This window comes from Variovorax boronicumulans, assembly GCF_029892485.1.
Classification (GTDB): domain Bacteria; phylum Pseudomonadota; class Gammaproteobacteria; order Burkholderiales; family Burkholderiaceae_C; genus Variovorax; species Variovorax boronicumulans_B.
In genome coordinates this window covers 119,495-141,750 of record NZ_JARXVG010000005.1, presented here as the reverse complement: position 1 = coordinate 141,750, position 22,256 = coordinate 119,495, and the positions used below count along the sequence as shown (strand labels likewise).

At 66.6% G+C, this 22,256-nt stretch carries 20 protein-coding genes; 15 read left to right on the top strand and 5 right to left on the bottom strand.

What is annotated here, in order from left to right; genetic code table 11:
- Positions 1–87: 87 nt before the first annotated feature.
- The 11 genes from M2282_RS13595 (at position 88) to M2282_RS13545 (ending at position 12,024) form a co-directional block, all read left to right on the top strand.
- Entirely contained in the window at positions 88–795 is a 708-nt protein-coding gene (locus tag M2282_RS13595) for a FadR/GntR family transcriptional regulator (RefSeq protein ID WP_280809305.1), read from the top strand.
- Between the two features lie 46 nt (positions 796–841).
- Positions 842–1,852, top strand: coding sequence for a sialic acid TRAP transporter substrate-binding protein SiaP (locus M2282_RS13590; protein ID WP_280809304.1), 1,011 nt, complete (start codon positions 842–844; stop codon positions 1,850–1,852).
- A gap of 15 nt (positions 1,853–1,867) precedes the next feature.
- Positions 1,868–2,428: a TRAP transporter small permease gene (locus tag M2282_RS13585; RefSeq protein ID WP_280809303.1), complete on the top strand. Its 561-nt coding sequence runs from the start codon at positions 1,868–1,870 to the stop codon at positions 2,426–2,428.
- Positions 2,429–2,459: 31 nt separating this feature from the next.
- Positions 2,460–3,857 carry a TRAP transporter large permease gene (locus tag M2282_RS13580; RefSeq protein ID WP_280809302.1) on the top strand — a complete coding sequence of 466 codons (1,398 nt, stop codon included), beginning with the start codon at positions 2,460–2,462 and terminating at the stop codon, positions 3,855–3,857.
- A gap of 2 nt (positions 3,858–3,859) precedes the next feature.
- Positions 3,860–5,386, top strand: coding sequence for a UxaA family hydrolase (locus tag M2282_RS13575; RefSeq protein WP_280809301.1), 1,527 nt, complete (start codon positions 3,860–3,862; stop codon positions 5,384–5,386).
- Between the two features lie 110 nt (positions 5,387–5,496).
- Entirely contained in the window at positions 5,497–6,525 is a 1,029-nt protein-coding gene (locus M2282_RS13570; protein ID WP_280809300.1) for an ABC transporter substrate-binding protein, read from the top strand.
- A 6-nt stretch (positions 6,526–6,531) separates the two neighbouring features.
- On the top strand, positions 6,532–8,040 hold the full coding sequence (locus M2282_RS13565; protein WP_280809299.1) for a sugar ABC transporter ATP-binding protein: 1,509 nt from the start codon (positions 6,532–6,534) through the stop codon (positions 8,038–8,040).
- Positions 8,037–9,002, top strand: a complete 966-nt coding sequence (locus M2282_RS13560; protein ID WP_280809298.1) for an ABC transporter permease — start codon at positions 8,037–8,039, stop codon at positions 9,000–9,002. The genes M2282_RS13565 and M2282_RS13560 overlap by 4 nt, the downstream gene beginning before the upstream one ends.
- Complete coding sequence (locus M2282_RS13555) at positions 8,999–9,985, top strand: ABC transporter permease (RefSeq protein ID WP_280809297.1); 987 nt, start codon at positions 8,999–9,001, stop codon at positions 9,983–9,985. The genes M2282_RS13560 and M2282_RS13555 overlap by 4 nt, the downstream gene beginning before the upstream one ends.
- A 41-nt stretch (positions 9,986–10,026) precedes the next feature.
- A complete protein-coding gene (locus M2282_RS13550) occupies positions 10,027–10,959 on the top strand; it encodes an SMP-30/gluconolactonase/LRE family protein (protein WP_280809296.1) in 933 nt (310 codons plus the stop codon).
- A 3-nt stretch (positions 10,960–10,962) separates the two neighbouring features.
- Positions 10,963–12,024, top strand: coding sequence for a malate/lactate/ureidoglycolate dehydrogenase (locus M2282_RS13545; protein WP_280809295.1), 1,062 nt, complete (start codon positions 10,963–10,965; stop codon positions 12,022–12,024).
- A gap of 130 nt (positions 12,025–12,154) precedes the next feature.
- Here M2282_RS13545 and slmA read toward each other — a convergent pair whose 3' ends face one another.
- The 3 genes from slmA to M2282_RS13530 form a co-directional block, all read right to left on the bottom strand.
- Complete coding sequence (slmA, locus tag M2282_RS13540) at positions 12,155–12,802, bottom strand: nucleoid occlusion factor SlmA (RefSeq protein ID WP_280809294.1); 648 nt, start codon at positions 12,800–12,802, stop codon at positions 12,155–12,157.
- A 64-nt stretch (positions 12,803–12,866) separates the two neighbouring features.
- Positions 12,867–13,760: an acetylglutamate kinase gene (argB, locus tag M2282_RS13535; protein WP_280809293.1), complete on the bottom strand. Its 894-nt coding sequence runs from the start codon at positions 13,758–13,760 to the stop codon at positions 12,867–12,869.
- A gap of 50 nt (positions 13,761–13,810) precedes the next feature.
- Positions 13,811–14,908, bottom strand: a complete 1,098-nt coding sequence (locus tag M2282_RS13530; protein WP_280809292.1) for a glycosyltransferase family 4 protein — start codon at positions 14,906–14,908, stop codon at positions 13,811–13,813.
- A gap of 45 nt (positions 14,909–14,953) precedes the next feature.
- Here M2282_RS13530 and M2282_RS13525 point away from each other — a divergent pair, with 45 nt between their 5' ends.
- From M2282_RS13525 to gmd, 3 genes are all read left to right on the top strand, one after another.
- A complete protein-coding gene (locus tag M2282_RS13525; protein WP_348541734.1) occupies positions 14,954–15,718 on the top strand; it encodes a galactosyltransferase-related protein in 765 nt (254 codons plus the stop codon).
- A gap of 67 nt (positions 15,719–15,785) precedes the next feature.
- The gene (locus tag M2282_RS13520) at positions 15,786–17,822 is read left to right on the top strand and encodes an acyltransferase family protein (protein ID WP_280809290.1); all 2,037 of its coding nucleotides are present in this window, start codon (positions 15,786–15,788) and stop codon (positions 17,820–17,822) included.
- Between the two features lie 151 nt (positions 17,823–17,973).
- Positions 17,974–19,011: a GDP-mannose 4,6-dehydratase gene (gene gmd / locus M2282_RS13515; protein WP_280809289.1), complete on the top strand. Its 1,038-nt coding sequence runs from the start codon at positions 17,974–17,976 to the stop codon at positions 19,009–19,011.
- Positions 19,012–19,044: 33 nt separating this feature from the next.
- Here gmd and M2282_RS13510 read toward each other — a convergent pair whose 3' ends face one another.
- Together M2282_RS13510 and M2282_RS13505 are read right to left on the bottom strand one after the other, a co-directional pair.
- Positions 19,045–20,100, bottom strand: coding sequence for a glycosyltransferase family 2 protein (locus tag M2282_RS13510; RefSeq protein ID WP_280809288.1), 1,056 nt, complete (start codon positions 20,098–20,100; stop codon positions 19,045–19,047).
- Between the two features lie 29 nt (positions 20,101–20,129).
- Positions 20,130–21,134, bottom strand: coding sequence for a glycosyltransferase family 2 protein (locus tag M2282_RS13505; protein ID WP_280809287.1), 1,005 nt, complete (start codon positions 21,132–21,134; stop codon positions 20,130–20,132).
- Positions 21,135–21,451: 317 nt separating this feature from the next.
- On the opposite strand from M2282_RS13505, the gene M2282_RS13500 reads away from it, so the two are divergent.
- Positions 21,452–22,255 (top strand): ABC transporter permease, encoded by an 804-nt coding sequence (locus tag M2282_RS13500; protein WP_280809286.1) that lies wholly within the window; start codon positions 21,452–21,454, stop codon positions 22,253–22,255.
- Position 22,256: the final 1 nt, after the last annotated feature.

The window sequence follows — 22,256 nt, the reverse complement described above, 5'->3', positions numbered from 1 at the left end:
GCACGGGCGACACATCGTATTCTGAATTGGCCTTACCACTTGTCCAATTCAGGACAACCCTTAAACCCCGTTCGTTCATTCGCCCTCGTGCCCCTCCAGACCGTCGAACCCCAGCGCCTCTATCGCCAGATCGCCGACCAGCTGCGCGCGCTGATCGCCAAGGGCGAATTCGCCGTGGGCGCCCGGTTGTCCGCCGAGCGGGACCTCGCCAAGCAGCTCGGCGTGAGCCGCCCTTCGGTGCGAGAGGCGCTGATCGCGCTGGAGGTCGAGGGCTGGGTCGAGGTGCGCACCGGCTCCGGCGTGTACGTGCTGGACCGCTCGCACCGCGCCGCCGCACCGGTCGCGCCCACTGAGTGGGGCCCACTGGAGTTGATCCGCGCGCGTCGCGTGATCGAGGGCGAGACGGCCGCCATCGCCGCCGCAGCGGGCAAGCGCAAGGACGTCGATGCGATGACGCGCGCCATCGAGGTCATGCGCGAGATGGCCGACCGCAAGGTGATGCCGCTGGAGGGCGACCGCGCCTTCCACCTCGCCATCGTCAACGCCAGCGGCAACGCGGTGCTGGCGGAGACGGTGCAGAACTTCTGGGACTCGCGCAGGGGCCCGATCTTCACGCGCCTGGGCGGCTACTTCGAGAACGTGTCTTCCTGGCGCTCGGCCATCGCCGAGCACGAGGCCATCCGCGATGCGGTGGCCGCGCGCGACGCCGAGGGCGCGCGCGCCGCGATGCATGCGCACATGGACAAGTCGCACCAGCGATTCAGCGCGAGCTGGCGACGCGCGAAGCCTTCCTGATTTCTCGCCAGCATTCCTGCCAATTACTACAACGGAGACAAGCCACATGATCAGAGACAGCCAGAACAGCAAACGCATCGCCCTCAAGGCTCTGGCCGCCTGCGCGCTCGCAGCCGGCGTTGTGGGCATCCCGGGCATCGCCTCGGCCCAGACCAAGCTCAAGTGGGCCCACGTCTACGAGACCTCGGAGCCCTTCCACAAGTACTCGGTGTGGGCGGCCGAGGAGATCAAGAAGCGCACCAACGGAAAGTACGACATCCAGGTGTTCCCGGCCTCCACGCTCGGCAAGGAAGCCGACATCAACCAGGGCCTGACGCTGGGCACGGTCGACATCGTCCTGTCGGGCGCGAGCTTCGCGGGGCGCACCTACACGCCGCTGGCGATCTCGTACTTTCCCTTCATCTTCCGCGACGCCGAGCACCAGCTGAAGTACGCCAAGAGCGACGTTTTCAACGAGCTCGCCAAGGGCTACGACGAAAAGAGCGGCAACCACATCACCGCGCTCAGCTACTACGGCGCACGCCACGTGACATCGAGCGCGGCGCGGCCGGTGAGCAAGCCCGAGGACATGAAGGGCCTGAAGATCCGCGTGCCCGATGCGCCGGCCTACCTCGCCTTCCCGAAGGCGCTGGGCGCCAACCCGACGCCCATCGCGTTCGCCGAGGTGTACCTGGCCCTGCAGAACAACACGGTCGATGCGCAGGAGAACCCGCTGCCCACCATCGAGGCCAAGAAATTCTTCGAGGTGCAGAAGAACATTTCGCTCACCGGCCACATCGTCGACTCGCTGCTCACGATCTGCTCGGGCCAGCTGTGGACCAAGCTCTCGGCGGACGAAAAGAAGATCTTCACCGACGTGATGCAGGAGGCCGCCGAGAAGACCGGCCGCGAAATCATCGCCTCCGAAGCGCGGCTGGTCGAGGAGTTCAAGAAGAAGGGCAACAACGTGATCACGGTCGACAAGAACGCGTTCCGCGAGGCGGTGCTCAAGGCGACCAAGCCGACCGACCAGGGCTACCGCCAGCAAGACTACGACCGCATCCTGGCCATCAAGTAGATGCGCGATCCAGCCATGAGCGAACCTCAGAAAATCATCGACGACGAAGGCCACTTCCACGCAGAGGACGAGGTGGTCGACCTGTCGGACACCATCGCCGAAGGCTGGATCTCGCTGGCCGTCTTCTGGCTCCTGGGCCTCACGGTCTTCTACCAGTTCGTCACGCGCTACGTGATGAACGACTCTGCCGCCTGGACCGAGGAGGTGGCGCGCTACATGCTCATCGGCGTGGTCTTCATCGGCGCGGCGGTGGGGGTGGCGAAGAACAACCAGATTCAGGTCGACTTCTTCTACCGCCACATGCCGCGCGCCATGGGCCGCGTGCTCTCGATGGTGGTCGACGTGCTGCGCACCGCCTTCTTCGTGGCGGCCGTGGTGATGACCATCCAGATGATGATGAAGATCGGCAACCAGACGCGCATGACCATCGTCGACCTGCCGATGAACGTGGTGTACGCGCTGTGCGTGTTCGGCTTCGCGGCCATGGCGTGGCGCTCGCTGCAGGTGCTGCGCACCCACTGGAAGCGCGGCTACAGCGTGCTGGAGCGCCCCGAGTCAACGCTCTCCGACCGCTGACCGCGGACTGCAACGCCCGAGAAAAAGACCCATGCTGAAAATCATTTTCCTGTTCTTCATGTCCGGCGGCATCCCCGTGGCCATTGCCATGGCCGGGGCCTCGCTGGTCTACATCCTGGTGAGCGACAGCACGCTGCCGCCCTTCGTGGTGATCCACCGGATGGTGAGCGGCATCGACAGCTTTCCGTTGCTCGCCGTGCCCTTCTTCATCCTGGCCGGCAACCTGATGAACAACGCGGGCATCACCACCCGCATCTACAACTTCGCGCTTGCGCTGGTGGGCTGGCTCAAGGGCGGCCTCGGCCATGTGAACGTGCTGGGCTCGGTGATCTTCGCGGGCATGAGCGGCACCGCCATCGCGGACGCCGCGGGCCTGGGCACCATCGAGATCAAGGCGATGAAGGAGCACGGCTACTCGACCGAGTTCGCCGTGGGCGTGACCGCCGCATCGGCCACGCTGGGCCCGATCATTCCGCCGAGCCTGCCCTTCGTGATCTACGGGATGATGGCCAACGTGTCGGTCGGCGCACTGTTCCTGGCGGGCATCCTGCCCGGCGCGCTGATGGCCATCCTGATGATGCTCACGGTGGCGTACTACGCGCACAAGAACAAGTGGGGCGCGGACGTGAAGTTCTCGCGCACGCGGCTCTTCAAGGCGCTGATGGAACTGGCCGTGGTGATCGGCTGGCCGCTGCTGCTGTGGCTGCTGGTGGTCAAGCTCGGCACGCCGCCGCAGCTCACGGTGTTCGCGGGGCTGGCCTCGCTCTTCGTGCTCGACAAGATCTTCAGCTTCGAGGCGCTGCTGCCCATCATGACGCCGGTGCTGCTGATCGGCGGCATGACGACCGGGCTCTTCACGCCCACCGAGGGCGCCATCGCAGCCTGCGTGTGGGCCATGATCCTGGGCTTCGCGTGGTATCGCACGCTGTCGTGGAAGATGTTCATCAAGGTCTGCCTGGACACCGTCGAGACCACCAGCACGGTGCTCTTCATCGTGGCCGCGGCATCGATCTTCGGCTGGATGCTCACGGCCACGGGCGTGACCACCGACATCGCCGCCTGGGTGCTGGGCTTCACCAAGGAGGCGTGGGTGTTCCTGCTGCTGGCCAACCTGCTGATGCTCTTTGTCGGTTGCTTCCTGGAGCCGACCGCCGCCATCACCATCCTCGTGCCCATCCTGCTGCCGATTGCCACGCAATTGGGCGTGGACCCGATTCACTTCGGCCTGGTGATGGTGCTCAACCTCATGATCGGCCTGCTGCATCCGCCCATGGGCATGGTGCTGTTCGTGCTGGCGCGCGTGGCGGGCCTGAGCTTCGAGCGCACGACGATGGCAATTCTTCCGTGGCTGGTTCCGCTCTTGCTGAGCCTGGGCGTGATCACGTACATGCCCAAGCTCGTGCTGTGGGTTCCCAAGATGTTCTATTGACCATGACTCCCTATATCCGACTCCATCCCGCCGACGACGTCGTCATCGCGCGCTCGCAACTGCTCGGTGGCATCGTCGTCGAGAACGTGGCCGTGCGCGGCCTGATTCCGCCGGGCCACAAGGTCGCGATGCGCGCCATCGCGCAGGGCGAACCGGTGCGGCGCTACAACCAGATCATCGGTTTCGCGAGCAAGGCCATCGCGCCCGGCGAGCATGTGCACACGCAGAACCTCGACATGGGGCCCGACAAGGGCGACTTCGAGCGCGACTACGCCTTCGGCGCCGACGTGAAGCCCGCGCCTGCCAAGCGCGAGGCCACCTTCATGGGCATCAAGCGCGCCGACGGCCGCGTGGCCACGCGCAACTACATCGGCGTGCTGACCAGCGTGAACTGCTCGGCCACGGCCGCGCGCGCCATCGCCGATCACTTCTCGCGCCGGACCAACCCTTCCGCGCTCGCAGCATTCCCCAACGTGGACGGCATCGTCGCGCTGACGCACGGCACAGGCTGCGGCATGGACACCGAGGGCATGGGCATGCAGATCCTCTCGCGCACGCTCACGGGCTACGCCACGCACCCGAACTTCGCGGGCGTGCTGGTGGTCGGGCTCGGCTGCGAGGCCAACCAGATCAACGCCTGGCTCGCGACCGGCCACCTGGCCGAAGGCGAGAACTTCCGCACCTTCAACATCCAGGACACGGGCGGCACGCGCAAGACAGTCGAGAAAGGCGTCGCGCTCATCAACGAGATGCTGCCGCGCGCCAACGCGGTGAAGCGCGAGCCCTGCAGCGCGGCGCACATCACCATCGGGCTGCAGTGCGGCGGCTCGGACGGGTATTCGGGCATCAGCGCCAACCCTGCGCTGGGTGCGGCAGTCGACCTGCTGGTGGCGCACGGCGGCACGGCCATCCTCAGCGAAACGCCAGAGGTCTACGGCGCCGAGCATCTGCTGACGCGCCGCGCGGTCAGGCGCGAGGTGGGCCAGAAGCTGGTCGACCGCATCAAGTGGTGGGAGCACTACACCGAAATCAACGAGGGCGAGATGAACAACAACCCCTCGCCCGGCAACAAGGCGGGCGGGCTCACCACCATCCTGGAAAAGTCGCTAGGCGCGGTCGCCAAGGGCGGCACCAGCAACCTCGAAGCCGTGTACGAATACGCGGAGCCGGTGACGTCGCACGGCTTCGTCTACATGGACACGCCGGGCTACGACCCGGTGAGCGCCACGGGCCAGGTGGCCGGCGGCGCGAACCTGATCTGCTTCACCACCGGGCGTGGCTCGGCCTACGGCTGCGCGCCCTCGCCCTCTCTCAAGCTCGCGACCAACTCGGCGCTGTGGCAGCGGCAGGAAGAAGACATGGACATCAACTGCGGCGAGATCGTCGACGGCACCGCCTCCATTCAGGAGATGGGGCAGCGCATCTTCGAACTGGTGCTGGCCACCGCGTCGGGCGCGCAATCGAAGAGCGAGCAGCACGGCTACGGGCAGAACGAGTTCGTGCCCTGGCAGGTCGGCGCCGTGATGTAACCCGACACCGCCCGGGTGCCGCGCTCTGGCCGGCGCGGCATCGCACCACGGGCATTCGCAGGAGACAGCTGGATCCGGGACAGCGGCTTCAGACATCAAGGACATCCAACATGAAGAAGATCCGACTCTCATCCACCGCCCTGGCCGCCGCGCTCGTCCTGGGTGCCGCCGTACTGCACCTTCCCGCCAGCGCGGCCGACACCAAGGCCAGGAAGATCGCACTGTCGAACAATTTCGCGGGCAACTCGTGGCGACAGGCCATGCTCAAGAGCTGGGACAAGGTGACCAAGGACGCGGTCGCCAAGGGCGTGGTGGCGCAGGCGCCCAGCTTCACGACCTCGGAGAACCAGGCCACCGAGCAGGCCGCGCAGATCCAGAACATGATCCTGCAGGGCTTCGACGCCATCGTGATCAATGCGGCTTCGCCCACTGCCCTCAACGGCGCGGTCAAGCAGGCCTGCGACGCGGGCATCGTGGTGGTGTCCTTCGACGGCATCGTGACCGAGCCCTGTGCCTACCGCATCGCGGTGGACTTCAAGCAGCTGGGCGCGATGCAGATCGACTACTTCGCCAGCCGCGGCATCAAGGGCAACCTGCTCGAAGTGCGCGGCCTGGCCGGTGTGTTCGTCGACGACGAGATCCACCAGGGCATCACCGCGGCAGTGGCCAAGCGGCCCGAGTACAAGATCGTCGGCTCGGTGCACGGCAACTGGACGCAGACCGTGGCGCAGAAGGAGGTGTCGGCCATCCTCTCGACGCTGCCGCAGGTGACGGCGGTCGCCACGCAGGGCGGCGACGGCTACGGCGTGGCACAGGCCTTCAAGGCCGCGGGCCGGCCGACGCCGGTGATCTTCATGGGCAACCGGCAGGACGAGCTCGCCTGGTGGAAAGAGCAGCGCGACGCCAACAAGTACCAGACCATGTCGGCCAGCATCGCGCCGGGCGCCTCGACCTTCGCGTTCTGGGTGGCGCAGCAGATCCTTTCGGGCGCCAAGGTGCCCAAGGACATGAAGCTGCCGATCAGCGTGGTGACGCAGGAGACGCTCGACGATGCGGTGAAGAAGACCGAGGTCGGCAGCGTGGTGAACGTGGAGTACTCGCAGAAGGAAGTCATCGACTTCATCGCCAAGGCCAAGTAAGCGGCGATGCAAGTCTCATCGCAAGCTCTGGCCGGTGATGTGCTGGTCGAGGCCCGCGGCGCGGCGCGCTCCTTCGGTGCCGTGAAGGCGCTGCGCGGCGTCGATCTGCAACTGCGCCGCGGCGAGTGCGTGGGCCTGGTCGGGCACAACGGCGCGGGCAAGTCGACGTTGGTCAACGTGCTGTGCGGCGCGCTCGCGCCCGATGGCGGCGAGTTGCGCTTTGCCGGGCGGCACGCGGATGCGGCGGCGTGGAGCCTGCGCGAGGCGCGGCGCTGGGGCCTGCGCTGCGTGTTCCAGGAACTGTCGCTGTGCGACAACCTCACGCTCGCGGAGAACATGCGCATCGCGCAGCCGCAGTCGGCCGAGTGGGCCTGGCGCAAGCGCGCCGGTGCGCAGCTGATGGCCTCGCTGGACCGCATCTTTCCGGGCCACGGCCTGCGGCCCGACGACGTGGTGGGCGAGCTGCCGATCGGCAAGCGCCAGATCGTCGAGGTGGCGCGCGCGTTCACGCCGGGCGCACAGCCGCTCGAATTGATGATCCTCGACGAGCCGACCTCCTCGCTCGACGGGCAGGCGGCCGCGCAACTGCTGGCCTACATCCGCAACTTCGTGGCCGAGGGCAAGACCTGCGTGCTGATCACGCACAAGCTGCGCGAGATCTTCGCGGTGACCGACCGGCTGGTCGTGATGCGCGACGGGCAGGTGGTGCAGGCCACGCCGACCGCGGAGACCGATCGCGATCGGCTGGTCGCAGCGATGGGGCAGGCCGTTCTCAACGACGTACCGCAGGCCGGAGCCGCAGGGGTCACGCCGCGTGTCAACGGGGACAGCACGCAAGCCGTGGTGCAGGTGCAGGCCTCCGCGCAGCGCGGCATCGCCATGCACGCGGCGCGCGGCGAGGTGATCGGCCTCGCAGGGCTGGCCGGGCACGGGCAGACCGCGATGCTGCTCGCGCTGCAGGAAGCCTCGCAGCACAAGGGCAAGGACGCGATGCGCGTCGAGGGCGGCACCGCCTTCGTGGCCGGCGACCGACAGACCGACGGCGTGTTCGCGCTCTGGTCCATCGCGCGCAACATGACGGTAGGCTGGCTCGCGCAACTGCGCGCACGCAGCCCGCTGATCGACCTGAAACAGGAGCAGCAGCAGGCGCAGCAATGGCGCCAGCGCCTGGGCCTGGTCACGCCCGACATGGACCTGCCCATTGGCTCGCTTTCGGGCGGCAACCAGCAGAAGGTGCTGTTCGCGCGGGCGCTGGGCTCGTCGGCGCCCGTCATCCTCATGGACGACCCGATGCGCGGCGTCGATGTCGGCACCAAGCGCGATGTGTACGCGCTCATCCGCGAAGAGGCGCGCGGCGGCCGCACCTTCGTCTGGTACACGACCGAGTTTGACGAGCTGCACCACTGCGACCGCGTCTATGTATTCAGCAACGGGCGCGTGGTCGGCGAGCTGGCTGGCGACGACATCAGCGAGGAGCGCGTGGTGGCACTTTCATTCGAGGAGGCCGCGGCATGAGCGGCGCCGTTGTGTCGAGCAAGCGCAGCCCCGCGCGCCGCGTGGCGATGCTGCATGCGCTGCTGCCCGCCGTGGCGCTCGCGCTGCTGCTCGCGGCGGTGTTCCTGAAGCAGCCACGTGCGATGTCGTACTTCGGCATCAACCTGCTGCTGAACCTCGCAATCCCGGTGATGTTCGCGACCCTCGCGCAGATGATGATCCTCGCGGTGAGCGACCTGGATCTTTCCATCGGCCCCTTCGTGTCGCTGGTGGCCTGCATCGGCGCCACGCTGATGCCGGAGCAGCCCGCGCTCGCGGTGCTGGCGTTGGTCGCGGCGGTGGGTGTCTATGCGCTCGCGGGCGCGGTGATCGAAGCGCGGCAACTGCCGTCCATCGTGGTCACGCTCGGGCTCTCTTTCGTTTGGCTGGGCTGCGCGGTGCTCTTGCTCCCCACGCCCGGCGGCACCGCGCCCGAGTGGCTGCGCGCCGCGATGAGCTGGCGCACGCCGCTGCTGCCGATGCCGATCTGGATGGCGATTGCCACGGCCATCGTGGGCCACCTGCTGATCACGCGCAGCGCCTTCGGCACGCTGGTGCGCGGGCTGGGCGGCAACCCCGGCGCCATCGCGCGCGCGGGCTGGAACATGGTTCGCGTGCGCGCCGGCGTGTATGCGATTGCCGGCGTGTTCGGCGTCTGCTCGGGGCTGATGCTGGTGGGCCAGGCCACTTCGGCCGATGCCAACATCGCTTCGCGCTACACGCTGGTGGCGATCGCGGCGGCGATCCTCGGCGGCGCGGAGTTCGCGGGCGGCAAGGTGGCACCGGTGGGCGCGGTCATCGGCGCGCTCACGGTGACGCTGGCCGCCTCGTTCCTCACCTTCCTGAACATCGCGCCGGACTGGCAGGTGGGCATGCAGGGGCTGATCCTCGTGGCGGTGCTTGCGCTGCGCGCCGCCATCGATCTCTTCGGAGGCAAGCGATGAGCGCGGCGGACGAACGCATCACGGCACCGGCGACGGCGCCGCGCTGGAAGCGCCTGACCGGCAACCGCCCGTGGCTGGGCTCGTGCGTGGCCGCGGTGCTGGCGTGGGCCGCCACGGTGTGGAGCGGACATGGCCAAGGGTCGGGCGACCTGCTGACCGCCGCGCTCGCGTTCTCGGCCTTCACGGTGCTGGTGTCGCTCGGGCAGATGCTGGTGATCAGCGTCGGGCCGGGCAATGCGGACCTCTCGATTCCGTCGACCATCGCCCTTTCGGGCGCGGCCGCGATGATCGTGATGGACGGCAGCAACGCGATGCTGATGCCGGGCCTGCTGGCCGCGACCGCGGTGGGCGTCGGCGTGGGCCTGTTCAACTTCGGGCTGATCCGGCTGCTGCGCATTCCGCCGATCATCGCCACGCTCGCGGCTTCACTGATCGTGATGTCGGTGGCCATCAACGTGGGGCGCGGTCTCAAGGTCAAGCCGCCGGTGCTGTTCTCGGACCTGATGGCGCAGCGCGTGCTGGGCATTCCGCTGGTGGCGATCATGGCGCTGGTGGTCACGGTGCTCGTGGCGGTGATGCTGGAGCGCACGGTGCTCGGCCGCTCGATCGCAGCGGTGGGCCAGAACCGCCGGGCCGCACAGCTGGCGGGCCTCAGGGTGGAACGGACACGGCTCATGGCATACGTGATCTGCGCCGGCCTTGCGGGCCTCACCGGCGCGCTGATCGCGGGCTTCTCGGGCGGCAACTCGCTGGACCAGGGTCAGGAGTACCTGCTCATGACCATCGCCGTCGTCGTGATCGGCGGCACGGCCGTGGCGGGCGGGCGGCCCAGCGTGCCCGGCATCTGGGGCGCGGCCATGTTCATGTTCCTGCTGGTGGCGCTGCTCAACGCCGTCGGCGCCGGGCCGGGGCTGCGCATGCTGCTGACCGGCGTCATCATCATCGCGGTCATCGTTGTGGCGAGCGCTCGCCCCGGACGTTGAAGCCACCGCACATCCCCCGAACAAGGAAAGACACGACACCCATGGACACCCTCCCCTTCGGCTTCCTGGAAGGCACCGGCTTCGAACGGCTGGACCCTCGTTTCAACACCTGCATCCCCGGCCCCGAGCGCGTCGAGCGGCTGTGGACCGGCGCGCGCTGGTGCGAAGGCCCGGTGTGGTTCGGCGCGCACCGCACGCTCCTGTGGTCGGACATTCCGAACAACCGCATGCTGCGCTACGACGAGGTGAACGGCACAGTCGGCGTCTTCCGCGAGCCATCGAACAACACGAACGGCCACACGGTGGACCGCGAAGGCCGGCTCGTGAGCTGCGAGCACCTCACGCGACGCGTGACACGCACCGAGCACGACGGATCGATCACCGTGCTGGCCTCGCACTGGCAGGGCAAGCGGCTCAATTCGCCCAATGACGTGGTGGTGCATTCGGACGGCGGCGTGTGGTTCACCGATCCGAGCTACGGCATCCTCTCGGACTACGAAGGCCTGCGCGCCGAGAGCGAGATCGGCGCCTGCTACGTCTACCGCATCGATCCTGCGAGCGGCGCCGTCGAACGCATGGCCGACGACTTCGTGAAGCCCAACGGTCTCGCGTTCTCGCCCGACGAATCGCTGCTCTACATCGCCGACACCGGCGCGAGTCACCTGAAGGACGGGCCGCGCCACATGCGCCGCTTCAAGGTGGGCGCTGACGGCCGCAGCTTGAGCGGCGGCGAGGTGTTCGCCGAATGCACCAGCGGCATGTTCGACGGCTTTCGCCTCGATACCGAAGGCCGCATCTGGACCAGCGCCCTGGACGGCGTGCACGCCTACCACCCCGACGGCACGCTGCTCGGCAAGATCCTCTTGCCCGAGCGCGTGGCGAATGTCTGCTTCGGCGGGCCCAAGCGCAACCGGCTTTTCATCTGCGCGACGACGTCGCTTTATGCCATCACACTGAACGCGAAGGGAATCTGATCCATGTCACGAACACTGCCGGCCGACGGCCTGCAAACAACAGTCGCCCGCATCCTCGAAGCCGCGGGCAGCAGCGCTGCCGAGGCGCAACAGGTCGCCGCCAACCTCGTGCTGGCCAACCTGAGCGGGCACGACTCGCACGGCGTGGGCATGCTGCCTCGCTACATCGATGCGGTGGCCGAGGGTGGGCTGAAGCCCAATGCGTCGATCCAGGTCAACCTCGACATCGGCACGCTCATGGGCCTGGATGGCCAGCGCGGCTACGGGCAGATCGTCGGCGTGCAGGCGATGGACCTGGGCATCGCGCGGGCGAAGCAGCACGGCAGCTGCATCTTCACGCTCTCGCATGCGCACCACCTGGGCCGCATCGGGCACTTCGCCGAGATGGCGACGGCACAGGGGCTGGTGGCGATGCACTTCGTCAACGTGCTGTCGCGGCCCGTGGTCGCGCCATGGGGCGGCGGCGACGGGCGCTTCGGCACCAACCCGTGCTGCATCGGCGTGCCGCTCGCGGGCGCCGAGCCCTTCGTGCTCGACTACGCGACCAGCCGCGTGGCACAGGGAAAGATGCGCGTGGCCCACAACAAGGGCGAGCGCGTGCCCGACGGCTACCTGATCGACGAGACAGGCGCACCGACCAACGACCCCGGCGTGGTGGTCGTTCCGCAGGGCAACGGGCTCTTCGGCGCGCTCATGACCTTCGGCGAGCACAAGGGCTACGGCATGGCGGTGGCGTGCGAGCTGCTGGGCGGCGCGCTCACGGGCGGCGGCACCTGGCACCGGCCGGCGGACACCGCGCGTTCGGTGCTCAACGGGATGCTGACGGTGCTGATCGACCCGGCAAAGCTGGGCACGCAGAAGGCCTTCGACGAGGAGGCGCGCGAGTTCATCGACTGGCTGCGGCAGAGCCCGCCCGGGCAAGGCTTCGACGAGGTGCAGATCGCGGGCGAGCCGGAGCGCAAGGCGCGCGCGGCGCGGCGGCGGGAGGGGATCTGGGTGGACGATGCGACGTGGGGAGAGATCGTCGCGGCGGGGGCCAAGGTGGGCGTGCCGGTCACGGCCTGAGTGTCTTGCTCCTTCCCCTTCCGGGGGAAGGTTGGGATGGGGGCAAACGGCGATTGTTCGGCGCAGTGCCTCGTCCGAAGGCCGCTTGCCCCCACCCCTGCCCTCCCCCGGAAGGGGAGGGAGAAATGCCTCAGACGATCAAGGCGATCGTGGCTTCGAGGTGTTCAGAAGGCGCACGTCGGAAACCCGATCGCGCAAAGCGCTGGAGTTGTCCGACCACGAAGGCCGTGAGCGCTGCGGCACGCACCTGCGCATCGACGGTGGGCGTGGACGAGCCTTCCACACTGGCCGCGCCGCGCAGCACCTGGCGCAGCGTGGCTTCGATCTTGTCGAAGAACTGGTTCATGCGTTGTTGCAGGCGCTCGTTCTCGTAGACCAGCGCATCGCCCACCATGACGCGCGTCATGCCCGGGTTGCGCTCGGCAAACTGGACCAGCAGCGTGAGGATGCGAGCGGCCTGCTGGGCGCCGGTGCCGCCCTCGCGCTCGAGGATCTGGTTCACCAGCGTGAAGACGCTCTGCTCGATGAAATCGATCAGGCCCTCGAACATCTGGGCCTTGCTCGCGAAATGGCGATAGAGCGCAGCCTCGCTCACTTCGAGCCGCGCGGCCAGCGCCGCGGTGGTGACCCGTTCGGCACCGGGCTGTTCGAGCATGGCGGCCAGCGCCTGCAGGATCTGCACGCGCCGCTCCCCCGGCTTCGGACGCTTGCGCGTGGCGGCGGCTGGCGTTTCCGCTGGGGTCTCTACGCCGGGAGCAGCTGTCTCTTCGTTCTGCATGGGAGCGCGTGCAAAGATGTAATCAATTGATTCTCGCACAGCGCAACAAGCGCCCCCGTCCCGGTCAACGGGCCCGGATCATCGTCCCGTAAGCCTGGTCGGTCAGGATCTCGAGCAGCATCGCGTGCGGCACGCGGCCGTCGATGATGTGCACCGCGTTCACGCCGCTCTTGGCCGCATCGAGCGCGCCTTCGATCTTGGGCAGCATGCCGCCCGAGATGGTGCCGTCGGCGAACAGTTCGTCGATCTCGCGCGCGCTCAGGTTGGTGAGCAGCTTGCCGTTCTTGTCGAGCACGCCGGGCGTGTTGGTCAGGAGCATGAGCTTCTCGGCCTTGAGCACGGTGGCGAGCTTGCCGGCAACGACGTCGGCGTTGATGTTGTAGCTCTCGTTCTCCTCGCCGAAGCCGATCGGGCTGACGACGGGAATGAACGCATCGTCCTGCAGCGCCTTGACCACGCTGGGGTCGATGGAGACGATGTCGCCGACCTGGCCCACGTCGTGGTGCACGTTGGGGTCGTTGCGGTCGGCCAGCTTGAGCTTTTGCGCGCGGATCAGGCCACCGTCGCGCCCGGTCAGGCCCACGGCCTTGCCGCCGGCCTGGTTGATCAGGCCCACGATGTCCTGCTGCACCTCGCCGGCCAGCACCCATTCGACGACTTCCATGGTCTCGGCGTCGGTCACGCGCATGCCCTGGATGAAGCTACCCTTCTTGCCCAGGCGGTTGAGCGCCGCCTCGATCTGCGGGCCGCCGCCATGCACCACCACCGGATTCATGCCGACCAGCTTGAGCAGCACCACGTCTTCGGCAAAGTCGGCCTGCAGGGCCGGGTCGGTCATGGCGTTGCCGCCGTACTTGATGACGATGGTCTTGCCGTGGAACTTGCGGATGTACGGCAGCGCCTGGGCCAGGATCTCGGCCTTGTCGCGCGGGGGAATATTGAGGACGGGGTCGGTCATGGGCGGTCAGGCTCCAAAGCGAAGGACGATGGGAACGGAACGGGATTCTCTCAAGGCCTGAGCCAGCGCGGCACCTTGAATCTGACGATCATCAGGTACGCACCCACGTACGTTGTGACGAACAGCAGACAGAACAGCATCAGCACGATGGTGTTGTTCCAGAACAGCACCGCGGGCACCACCGACAGCGCGGCGAACATCCAGAGGTAGGGCGACGTGCGGTTGTTGCGCGCCAGCAGTTGCCGCGCCTCGTCGTCCGCCAGCGCCACGCGCACGATGCGGCGGAAGATCAACTGGTGAAAGTGAAGCGCATCGGCCGTGCCGGGCGACTGGCCGCGCGCAAGCTTGCGGTAGATGGAGAACAGCGTCTCCCACACCGGGTAGATCAGCAGCAGCATCGGGAACCACGGCGACACCACGCGGTGCCGCTGCACCAGCGTCACGCAGGCCACGGCGATCACCATGCCCCAGACGTAGGCGCCGCCGTCGCCGGCGAAGATCTTGCCGCGCGGGTAGTTCCAGACCAGGAAGCCGACGGTCGCGCCCACCAGGCAGACCACCATGGCGGCCAGTTGCCGGTCGCCCACCTGCAGCGCGACGTGCGAGATCGCGAGGCACACCAGCACCGCGACCGTGCCGGCCAGGCCGTTGTAGCCGTCGATGATGTTGAACGCATGCGGCAGTCCGCCGATGGCGAGCGCTGCGAACAGCACGGTGGCATAGGGCAGCATGCCCAGCCAGCCATCGACCATGGGAATACCGGTGCGCGAAACGCCCAGCCCCAGCAGCCAGCACACCAGCAGGGCCGAGCCGATGGTGAGGCCCAGCCGGTAGCGCACCTTCACCTTCTGGGTCATGTCCTCGACGATGCCGCCCAGCACCGCGGGGGCGATGCACATCAGCGTCAGCATCGAGGTCTTGACCGGCCATGACACGTTGAAGGGGTCGGTGCCGGTGACGCCCGCGGCCAGCCAGGCGGCCCCCATGCCCAGCAGGATGCCCGCACCGCCCAGGCGCGGCACATGGCCCTTGTGAAAGCGCTGCGGCATGTCGGCGCCGTAGAGGCGGGCATGCCTGCGCGCGCGCCGCATGAAGAGCTGGACCGCGAAGGCGGCCACGAAGAAACTGATGACGATCAGGGCAATCATGTGTGGGAGTTCGGGAACCCTAGAATTCCCGAGCGAAATTAGACCATGCCAACGCCCCTTCCCCCCGCCCTCCCCCCCTCCCCGGTCACCATTTCAATCGTGAGCCACGGCCAGCTTGCCCTGGTGCAGCCGCTGCTCGACCAGTTGGAGCGGCACAGCCGCGCGTCGATTGCCAAGGTGGTGCTCACGGTGAACATTCCGGAGCCTGATGTGCTCGCAGGGCAAAGTTGGGGGTTCGAGGTCGAGAGGATCGAGAACGCGAGCCCCAAGGGCTTCGGCGCCAATCACAACCAGGCGTTCGGACGTTGCGGCACGCCGTGGTTCCTGGTGCTCAATCCGGACATCCGCTTCGACAGCGACGTGCTCGCGCCGCTGATCGTGCAGGCCGCACCTGACGCCGGCCTGATGACCCCGCGCATCCTCGAGCCCGGCAAGTCAACGCCCGAACCGCACCGGGCCCTGCTCACGCCCTTCGAGATCCTCGGGCGCAACAAGCCGGGCTACGTGCCACCCACCGTGCCCGCCTGGATTCCCGGCCTGTTCATGCTGTTCCGCAGCAATGCCTACCGCCAGATCGGGGGCTTCGACGAGCGCTTCTTCATGTACGGCGAAGACTTCGACATCTGCGCACGCATCCGACTTGCGGGCTGGAAGCTGCAGGTCGGCGAAGACCTGCTCGCGCGGCACGACGCCCAGCGCGCCAGCCACCGCAGCAAGCGCTATCTGTACTGGCATGTCACCAGCCTGCTGAAGGTGTGGCGGTCGGGCGCCTTCTGGCGCTACCGGCGGACGCAGCCGCCCGGCGCCTGAGCGGGGCAAAAAGCGTTTGCGCGGACAATCGGGAACCAAAAAAGCAAGCGCGCTTTCAACACCGACGATGACGACGACAACGAGCAGCCCGACGTTCCACAACGAACACGCCCACCTGGTTCACCCCAAATACCGCCCGGACATCGACGGGCTGCGCGCCGTGGCGGTGCTCTCGGTCCTGGGCTACCACGCGTTCCCGCAGTGGATCAAGGGCGGCTTCATCGGGGTCGACATCTTCTTCGTCATCTCGGGTTTCCTGATCACCACGATCATCTTGGCCAGCTTCGAGGGCGAAGGCTTCAGCTACCGCGAGTTCTATGCGCGGCGCGTGAAGCGGATCTTCCCCGCACTGGCGCTGGTGCTGGCGGCCACGTTTGCCTTCGGCTGGTATGCGCTCTTGCCCAACGAATGGGTGCAACTGGGCAAGCACGTGGCTTCGGGCGCCGGGTTCGTCTCCAACTTCGCGTTCTGGACCGAGGCCGGCTACTTCGACAATGCAGCCGAGACCAAGCCGCTGCTGCACCTGTGGTCGCTGGCCATCGAAGAGCAGTTCTACATCTTCTGGCCCGTGCTGCTGGGCCTCGCGTGGAAGCGCAAGTGGCGCGTGCTCTGGGTTGTGGGCATCGTGGCGGCGGCGTCGTTCCTGCTGAACGTGACCACCATCCACAGCCACCGCACGGCCGCGTTCTATTCGCCGCTCTCACGCTTCTGGGAGCTGATGATCGGCGGCATGCTCGCGTACATGCGGCTGCACCGGCCGTTGCCCAAGCCGGGCTGGGGGCGCCATGCGCAGTCCATTGCCGGGCTGGCGCTGATCGTGCTGGGCCTGTGCTTCATTCGCGGCGGCAAGGCCTTTCCGGGCTTCTGGGCGATCCTGCCGGCGCTGGGCGCGTTCTTCTGCATCGCCGCCGGGCCGACCGGCGTGCTGAACCGCTACGTGCTCGCATCCAGGCCGATGGTGTGGGTCGGGCTCATCAGCTATCCGCTGTATCTGTGGCACTGGCCGCTGCTGGCGTATGCACGCATCCTCGAAGGCAAGCTGCCTTCCGATGGCATCCGCGCGCTGATGCTGGTTGCCGCATTCGTGCTCGCCTGGCTGACCTACCGTTTCGTCGAACGCTACACGCGCAAGACCGAGAACCCCACGGTGACCTCGGGCCTCGTGGCCGCGATGGTGGGTTTCGTCGTGCTGGGCCTGCTGGCCACCACGGGCTACTACGTCGGGCGCCACAGCGATCCGTACTTCAACAAGACGGCGGCCGCGGCCAAGGATTGGGGCTACCCCGATGGCCTGAGCCCGATCAAGGTCGATGGCGAGGTGCTGCAGCAGATCGGCCACGGCAAGCGCCGCGTGCTGTTCTTCGGCGACAGCCACATCGAGCAGTACGGCCCGCGCGCGGTGGAACTGAGCAAGATCGCGCCCGACACGCTCGATTCGCTCTCCTTCGTAACCTGGGGCGCCTGCCCGCCGATTCCCAACGTGGTCGACGAGCAGAACAACCTCTGCGCGGAACGGCGCGACGGCGGCATGCGCCTGGCGGTGAGCGACAGGTTCGACGCGGTGGTCTTCGGCGGCTGCTGGAACTGCTACTTCTCTGAAACCGGCAAGCCCGATGCCGACAACGCCGCGGCAGACCGCTACTACTACCTCGACGGCAAGAACAAGCGCCGCTTCATGGGCGGCGGCGGCGCGGACTTCGCGCTCAACACGCTCGAGACCGTGATGACGGCGCTGTCCAAGCACAAGCAGGTGTATCTGCTGCTGGACAACCCGGTCGGGGAAGGCTTCGGTCCCGAGGAATTCGTGAAGGGCGGGCGCCTTGGCAACATGACCGTCGGGCGCATGTCGCCTACCGCGCCCTGGGTCTCGCAGCAGAAGGCGCTGCACGAGCGCATGCGCCAGATCGCACAACGCAGCGGGGCCATCGTGATCGACCCGATCCCGACGCTGTGCGAGAAAGACTGGTGCACGCGAGCGGACGCCGATGCGACGCCGATCTACAAGGATGCCGGGCATCTGCGCGCGCAATACGTGAGCAAGTTTGCTACATGGATCGACCCGGCGATGACCTCGAGGCCGCCCGCCTCCGCCCCTGCCCGCTGAACGCGTACCGCGCGGTGTCTTCAGCGCCTCGCAGGGCTGGCGTGCACTTTCATACAGGCCGGGAAGCGTTTTGGCAAAATGGCTCCGAGCGGCGCCTGTCACGCTTCTTGCAGTGAAATGGGGCTACCTTTTCTCCAACCGCGAGGTTTTCATGAAGAAACGTGCCGTTGTCACGGGCATTACGGGTCAGGACGGCGCCTATCTGGCGGAGCTGCTTCTTTCCAAGGGGTACGAAGTCCACGGCGCCTACCGCCGCACCAGTTCGGTCAATTTCTGGCGCATCGAGCAACTGGGCATCCAGAACCATCCCGGCCTTCACCTCGTCGAGTACGACCTGACCGACCTCGGCAGTTCGATCACGCTGCTGCGCGATACGCAACCTGACGAGGTGTACAACCTCGCGGCCCAGAGTTTCGTGGGCGTGAGCTTCAACCAGCCCACCGCCACGGCACACATCACCGGCATCGGCGCATTGAATGTGCTGGAGGCGGTCCGCCTCGTGAACCCGAAGATCCGCTTCTATCAGGCCTCGACTTCGGAGATGTTCGGCAAGGTGCAGGCCGTTCCGCAGACCGAAGACACCCCCTTCTACCCGCGCAGCCCCTACGGCGTTGCCAAGCTCTACGCCCACTGGATGACCGTCAACTACCGCGAGAGCTACGACATCTTCGGCTGTAGCGGCATTCTCTTCAACCATGAGAGCCCGCTGCGCGGCCGCGAGTTCGTCACGCGCAAGATCACCGACGCCGTGGCCAAGATCAAGCTCGGCCTGCTCGATGTGCTCGAGCTGGGCAACCTCGACGCCAAGCGCGACTGGGGTTTTGCGAAGGAATACGTCGAGGGCATGTGGCGCATGCTCCAGGCCGACGAACCCGACACCTACGTGCTGGCCACCAACCGCACGGAAACCGTGCGCGACTTCGTGCGCATGGCATTCAAGGGCGTGGGCGTGAACGTCGAGTTCAGGGGCAGCGGCGAAGCCGAAAGCGCGGTCGACATGGCCTCGGGCAAGACCGTGATGCGCATCAACCCCAAGTTCTACCGGCCGGCCGAAGTCGAACTGCTGATCGGCAGCGCCGCCAAGGCGAAGGCCAAGCTGGGCTGGGAACCCGCCACCACGCTGGAGCAGCTGTGCCAGATGATGGTGGACGCCGACCTGCAGCGCAATGCGCGCGGCGCGTCGTTCTGACAGAGGCGAAACGGAAGCAACCCGCCTGCGCGCTCAGTTCTTGTAGATGCGCCTCAGGCTGCGAATGACCGGCAGCCTGGTCAGCGCGCCCACGAAGCGCACCATGCCAGGCGGGCTGTGCCGCAGCAGGAACAGCGTGATCCGCAGGCGCAGCTTCTTCTTGCGGCCCACATACGGATTGGCCAGCACCATCGCGCCGTACTCGTTGAGGATCGCGCTCATTTCCTCGCGGTACTGGTCGTCGTTCTTGATCGACTCGATCGCATGGTTGACGAAGTACGGCTGGAACCGGGGCACCAGGCAATCGCGGAAGTAGTAGCGCCCGCGCAGGTGTTCGTCGGGGAACATCCGGGTGAGCTTCTTGAAGTACTTGAAGCGGCTGCGGATCATCCGGATGCCGAACGAAGTACTCGCCGTGTGGATGCACCAGACGGTGACGGCCTTGTCCACGAAGTAGTTGCTGAACCCCTTGCGGAAGATACGCAGGAACAGGTCGTCGTCCTCGAAGCCCATGAACTGCGAATCGAAACCGTCGACGGCCTCGAAGGCCTTGCGGCTCACCAGCGTGGCCGACGGCAGCACGAACATGTCGTTGCGCAGCAGGTCGTTGATGTTGCGCTTGGGGTGCGTCGCGTGCTCCTTGATGACGCCGGTGCGGATCACGTTGCCGTCGGCATCGGCCTCGTACAGGTCGGCATAGACATAGCCGAACAGCCGGTCGCCGGCAGGGATCGATGCTGCCAGCGTCTCGATGTGGTTGGGCAGGTAGAAATCGTCCTGATCGAGAAAGCAGATGAAGTCCGAAGTGGAGGCTTTCACGCCGGCATTACGGGCCGAGCCTTGCCCGCCGTTTTCCTTGTCGATGATGCGGAAAGGAAAGCGCACGGCCAGCGCATCGAGCGAAGCGCGCTCCTCGGGGCGCGAGCCGTCGTTGACCACGATCACCTCGGCCGCGGGCACCGATTGCTCGAAGACGCTCTTCACGGAACGCTCGATGAAATCGGCGCCGTTGTAGAACGGGATGATCACCACGACGCTCGGCCAGGCGGTCGGCTGCGCTGCGATGGTGGAATCTGGGAAGGCGTTCATTGGGTTCATGGTTCTTCTGGGGGCGGAGCCTACACAGATTCGAAAAGGTCGCGGACCACGCCGCGCACGCCGCGGCCGAACTTGTCGTAGCGGCCGGTCATGGCTTCGCGGGCGATCGGCACGATGCGCGCGAGCCGCGACGCCGGCAAGACGGCGCGAAAACGCTGGTGCACGATCTTGCTGCGCACCTTGGCGATGATCTCGGGCGGGACCCTGTCTCCCAGTTGCAGCAGCCTCGCAAGCAGCAGCTCGGCCTTGATCGCCCGCTCGACGTGCGTGTTGCCCCGGGAAGCCAGCGCCTTGCGCACCTTCTCCGCAAAGGTGTCGCGCCGCGCGCCGATCTGGTTGGACTCGTGCTGGCGGTATTCGATGAGAGGCTGTTCCAGCAGATCCACCCGCGCCGTGCTCGACGCGACGATGCTCAACCATTCGTCGTGCACCCACTCGACCGGCAGCGGCAGGGCGTCGGCCAGCAGCGTGCGGCGAAAGACGGTGGTTGCACCGGTGACCAGATTGCGGCGAAGCAGCGCGTCGAAGGCCTTGCCGCCATGCACACGCGCCAGTTCCAAGGGCGTGACCTCGAGTGCATGGAACAGCGTCTGGTTCAGGTCGCGGCGCTCGGAATCGACCAGTCGCGCATCGGTGTGCAGCAGCAGCAGGTTGGCGTCCTGCTCGAAGTGCGACACCATCAGCGCGAGCCGGTCGGGCATCCACACGTCGTCCTGGTCGCTCAGCGCGATCAACTCGCTCGAACAGGCGCTGATGGCCTGCTCGAAGTTCTTGACCACGCGCAAGGCAACCGGGTTCTCGAAGACCCGCAGGGCGATCGACGGGCCAGGGCGCTCGGCCGCGCACTCGGCAACCGTGGCGCGCACCACCTCGACCGAGCCGTCGCGCGAGGCATCGTCGGACAGCACGATCTCGACCGGCGGCCGGGTCTGCAGGCAGATGCTGCGCACCTGCTCGCGCAGGAAGCGGGCGCCGTTGTGGGTGCAGAGGGCAACGGAGACTTCGAGGGGACGCGGAATGCTCATGGATGGATCGAATTCTTGTGGGGCATGCTGCCTGCGGGCAGTCGCGGCCCTTCCGATCGGGGGGGCAGTGGACTCTCCAGGGTTACGAATTGCAGCGGAACCGGAGCCGGTAAAATTATCTCTCAGTTGATTACTCATGAATAAAATGAGCGCGCCCTTGCAGGCACCGCCCCGGCCGGCCCGGCCATAGTCCCGAAGAAATCCCGCTTGACCTACTTCGGCAACGAAGCGCATTTGCTTACCGCCGTTTCATGCCACGGCGACCTGACCCAGGACAGCACCGTCCGCATGGCAGACAAAAACACTGACGAACACGCATGAGCCAAGTCCATTCCAATCTGCATCGAAGCGCGCTGGCTGACTGGTGGGAGGGCACCCGCCGCACCGACATCTGGTGGACCCTCGCCTGGTTCGACATCGTGCTGCGCTACCGCCGCTCCATGCTGGGGCCGCTGTGGCTCACGTTGAGCATGGGCATCATGATCGGCGGCATGGGTCCGCTGTATGCGTCGCTGTTCGGCACCCATCTGGACAAGTTCTTCCCGCATCTGGCGCTCGGCGTGATCTTCTGGGGCCTGTTCTCCGCGGTGGTCAGCGATGCCTGCAACGCCTTCGTCGGTTCGTCCAACTACCTGAAGCAGGGTTACTTTCCGATCAGCATGTTCGTCTGGCGAGGCCTGTCGCGCAACCTGATCCAGTTCGCCCACCAGATCGTGCTGTACATCCCCGTCGCGATCTGGGCCGGCGTCTCGCTGTCGTGGTCGGTGCTCCTGGTCATTCCGGCCTTCCTGATCCTCATCGTCAACGCGCATGCACTCGGCCTGGTACTGGGCCTCATCTGCACCCGCTACCGCGACGTGACCCAGATCGTCACCAGCATCATGCAGATGCTGATGTTCCTCACGCCGGTGTTCTGGCTGCCCGAGAACCTCCCGGGCCGGGCCAAGTACGTGTTGTGGAATCCGTTCGCGCAAATGCTCGACCTGCTGCGCACGCCGCTCATGGGCGGAGAGGCACACCTGCACAGCTGGATCGGCATCGGCGTGTGGACCGTGCTGTGCGTTTCCTTCGCGAGTGCGCTGTTCGTCAAATACCGCCGTCGCGTCGTCTACTGGCTCTGAT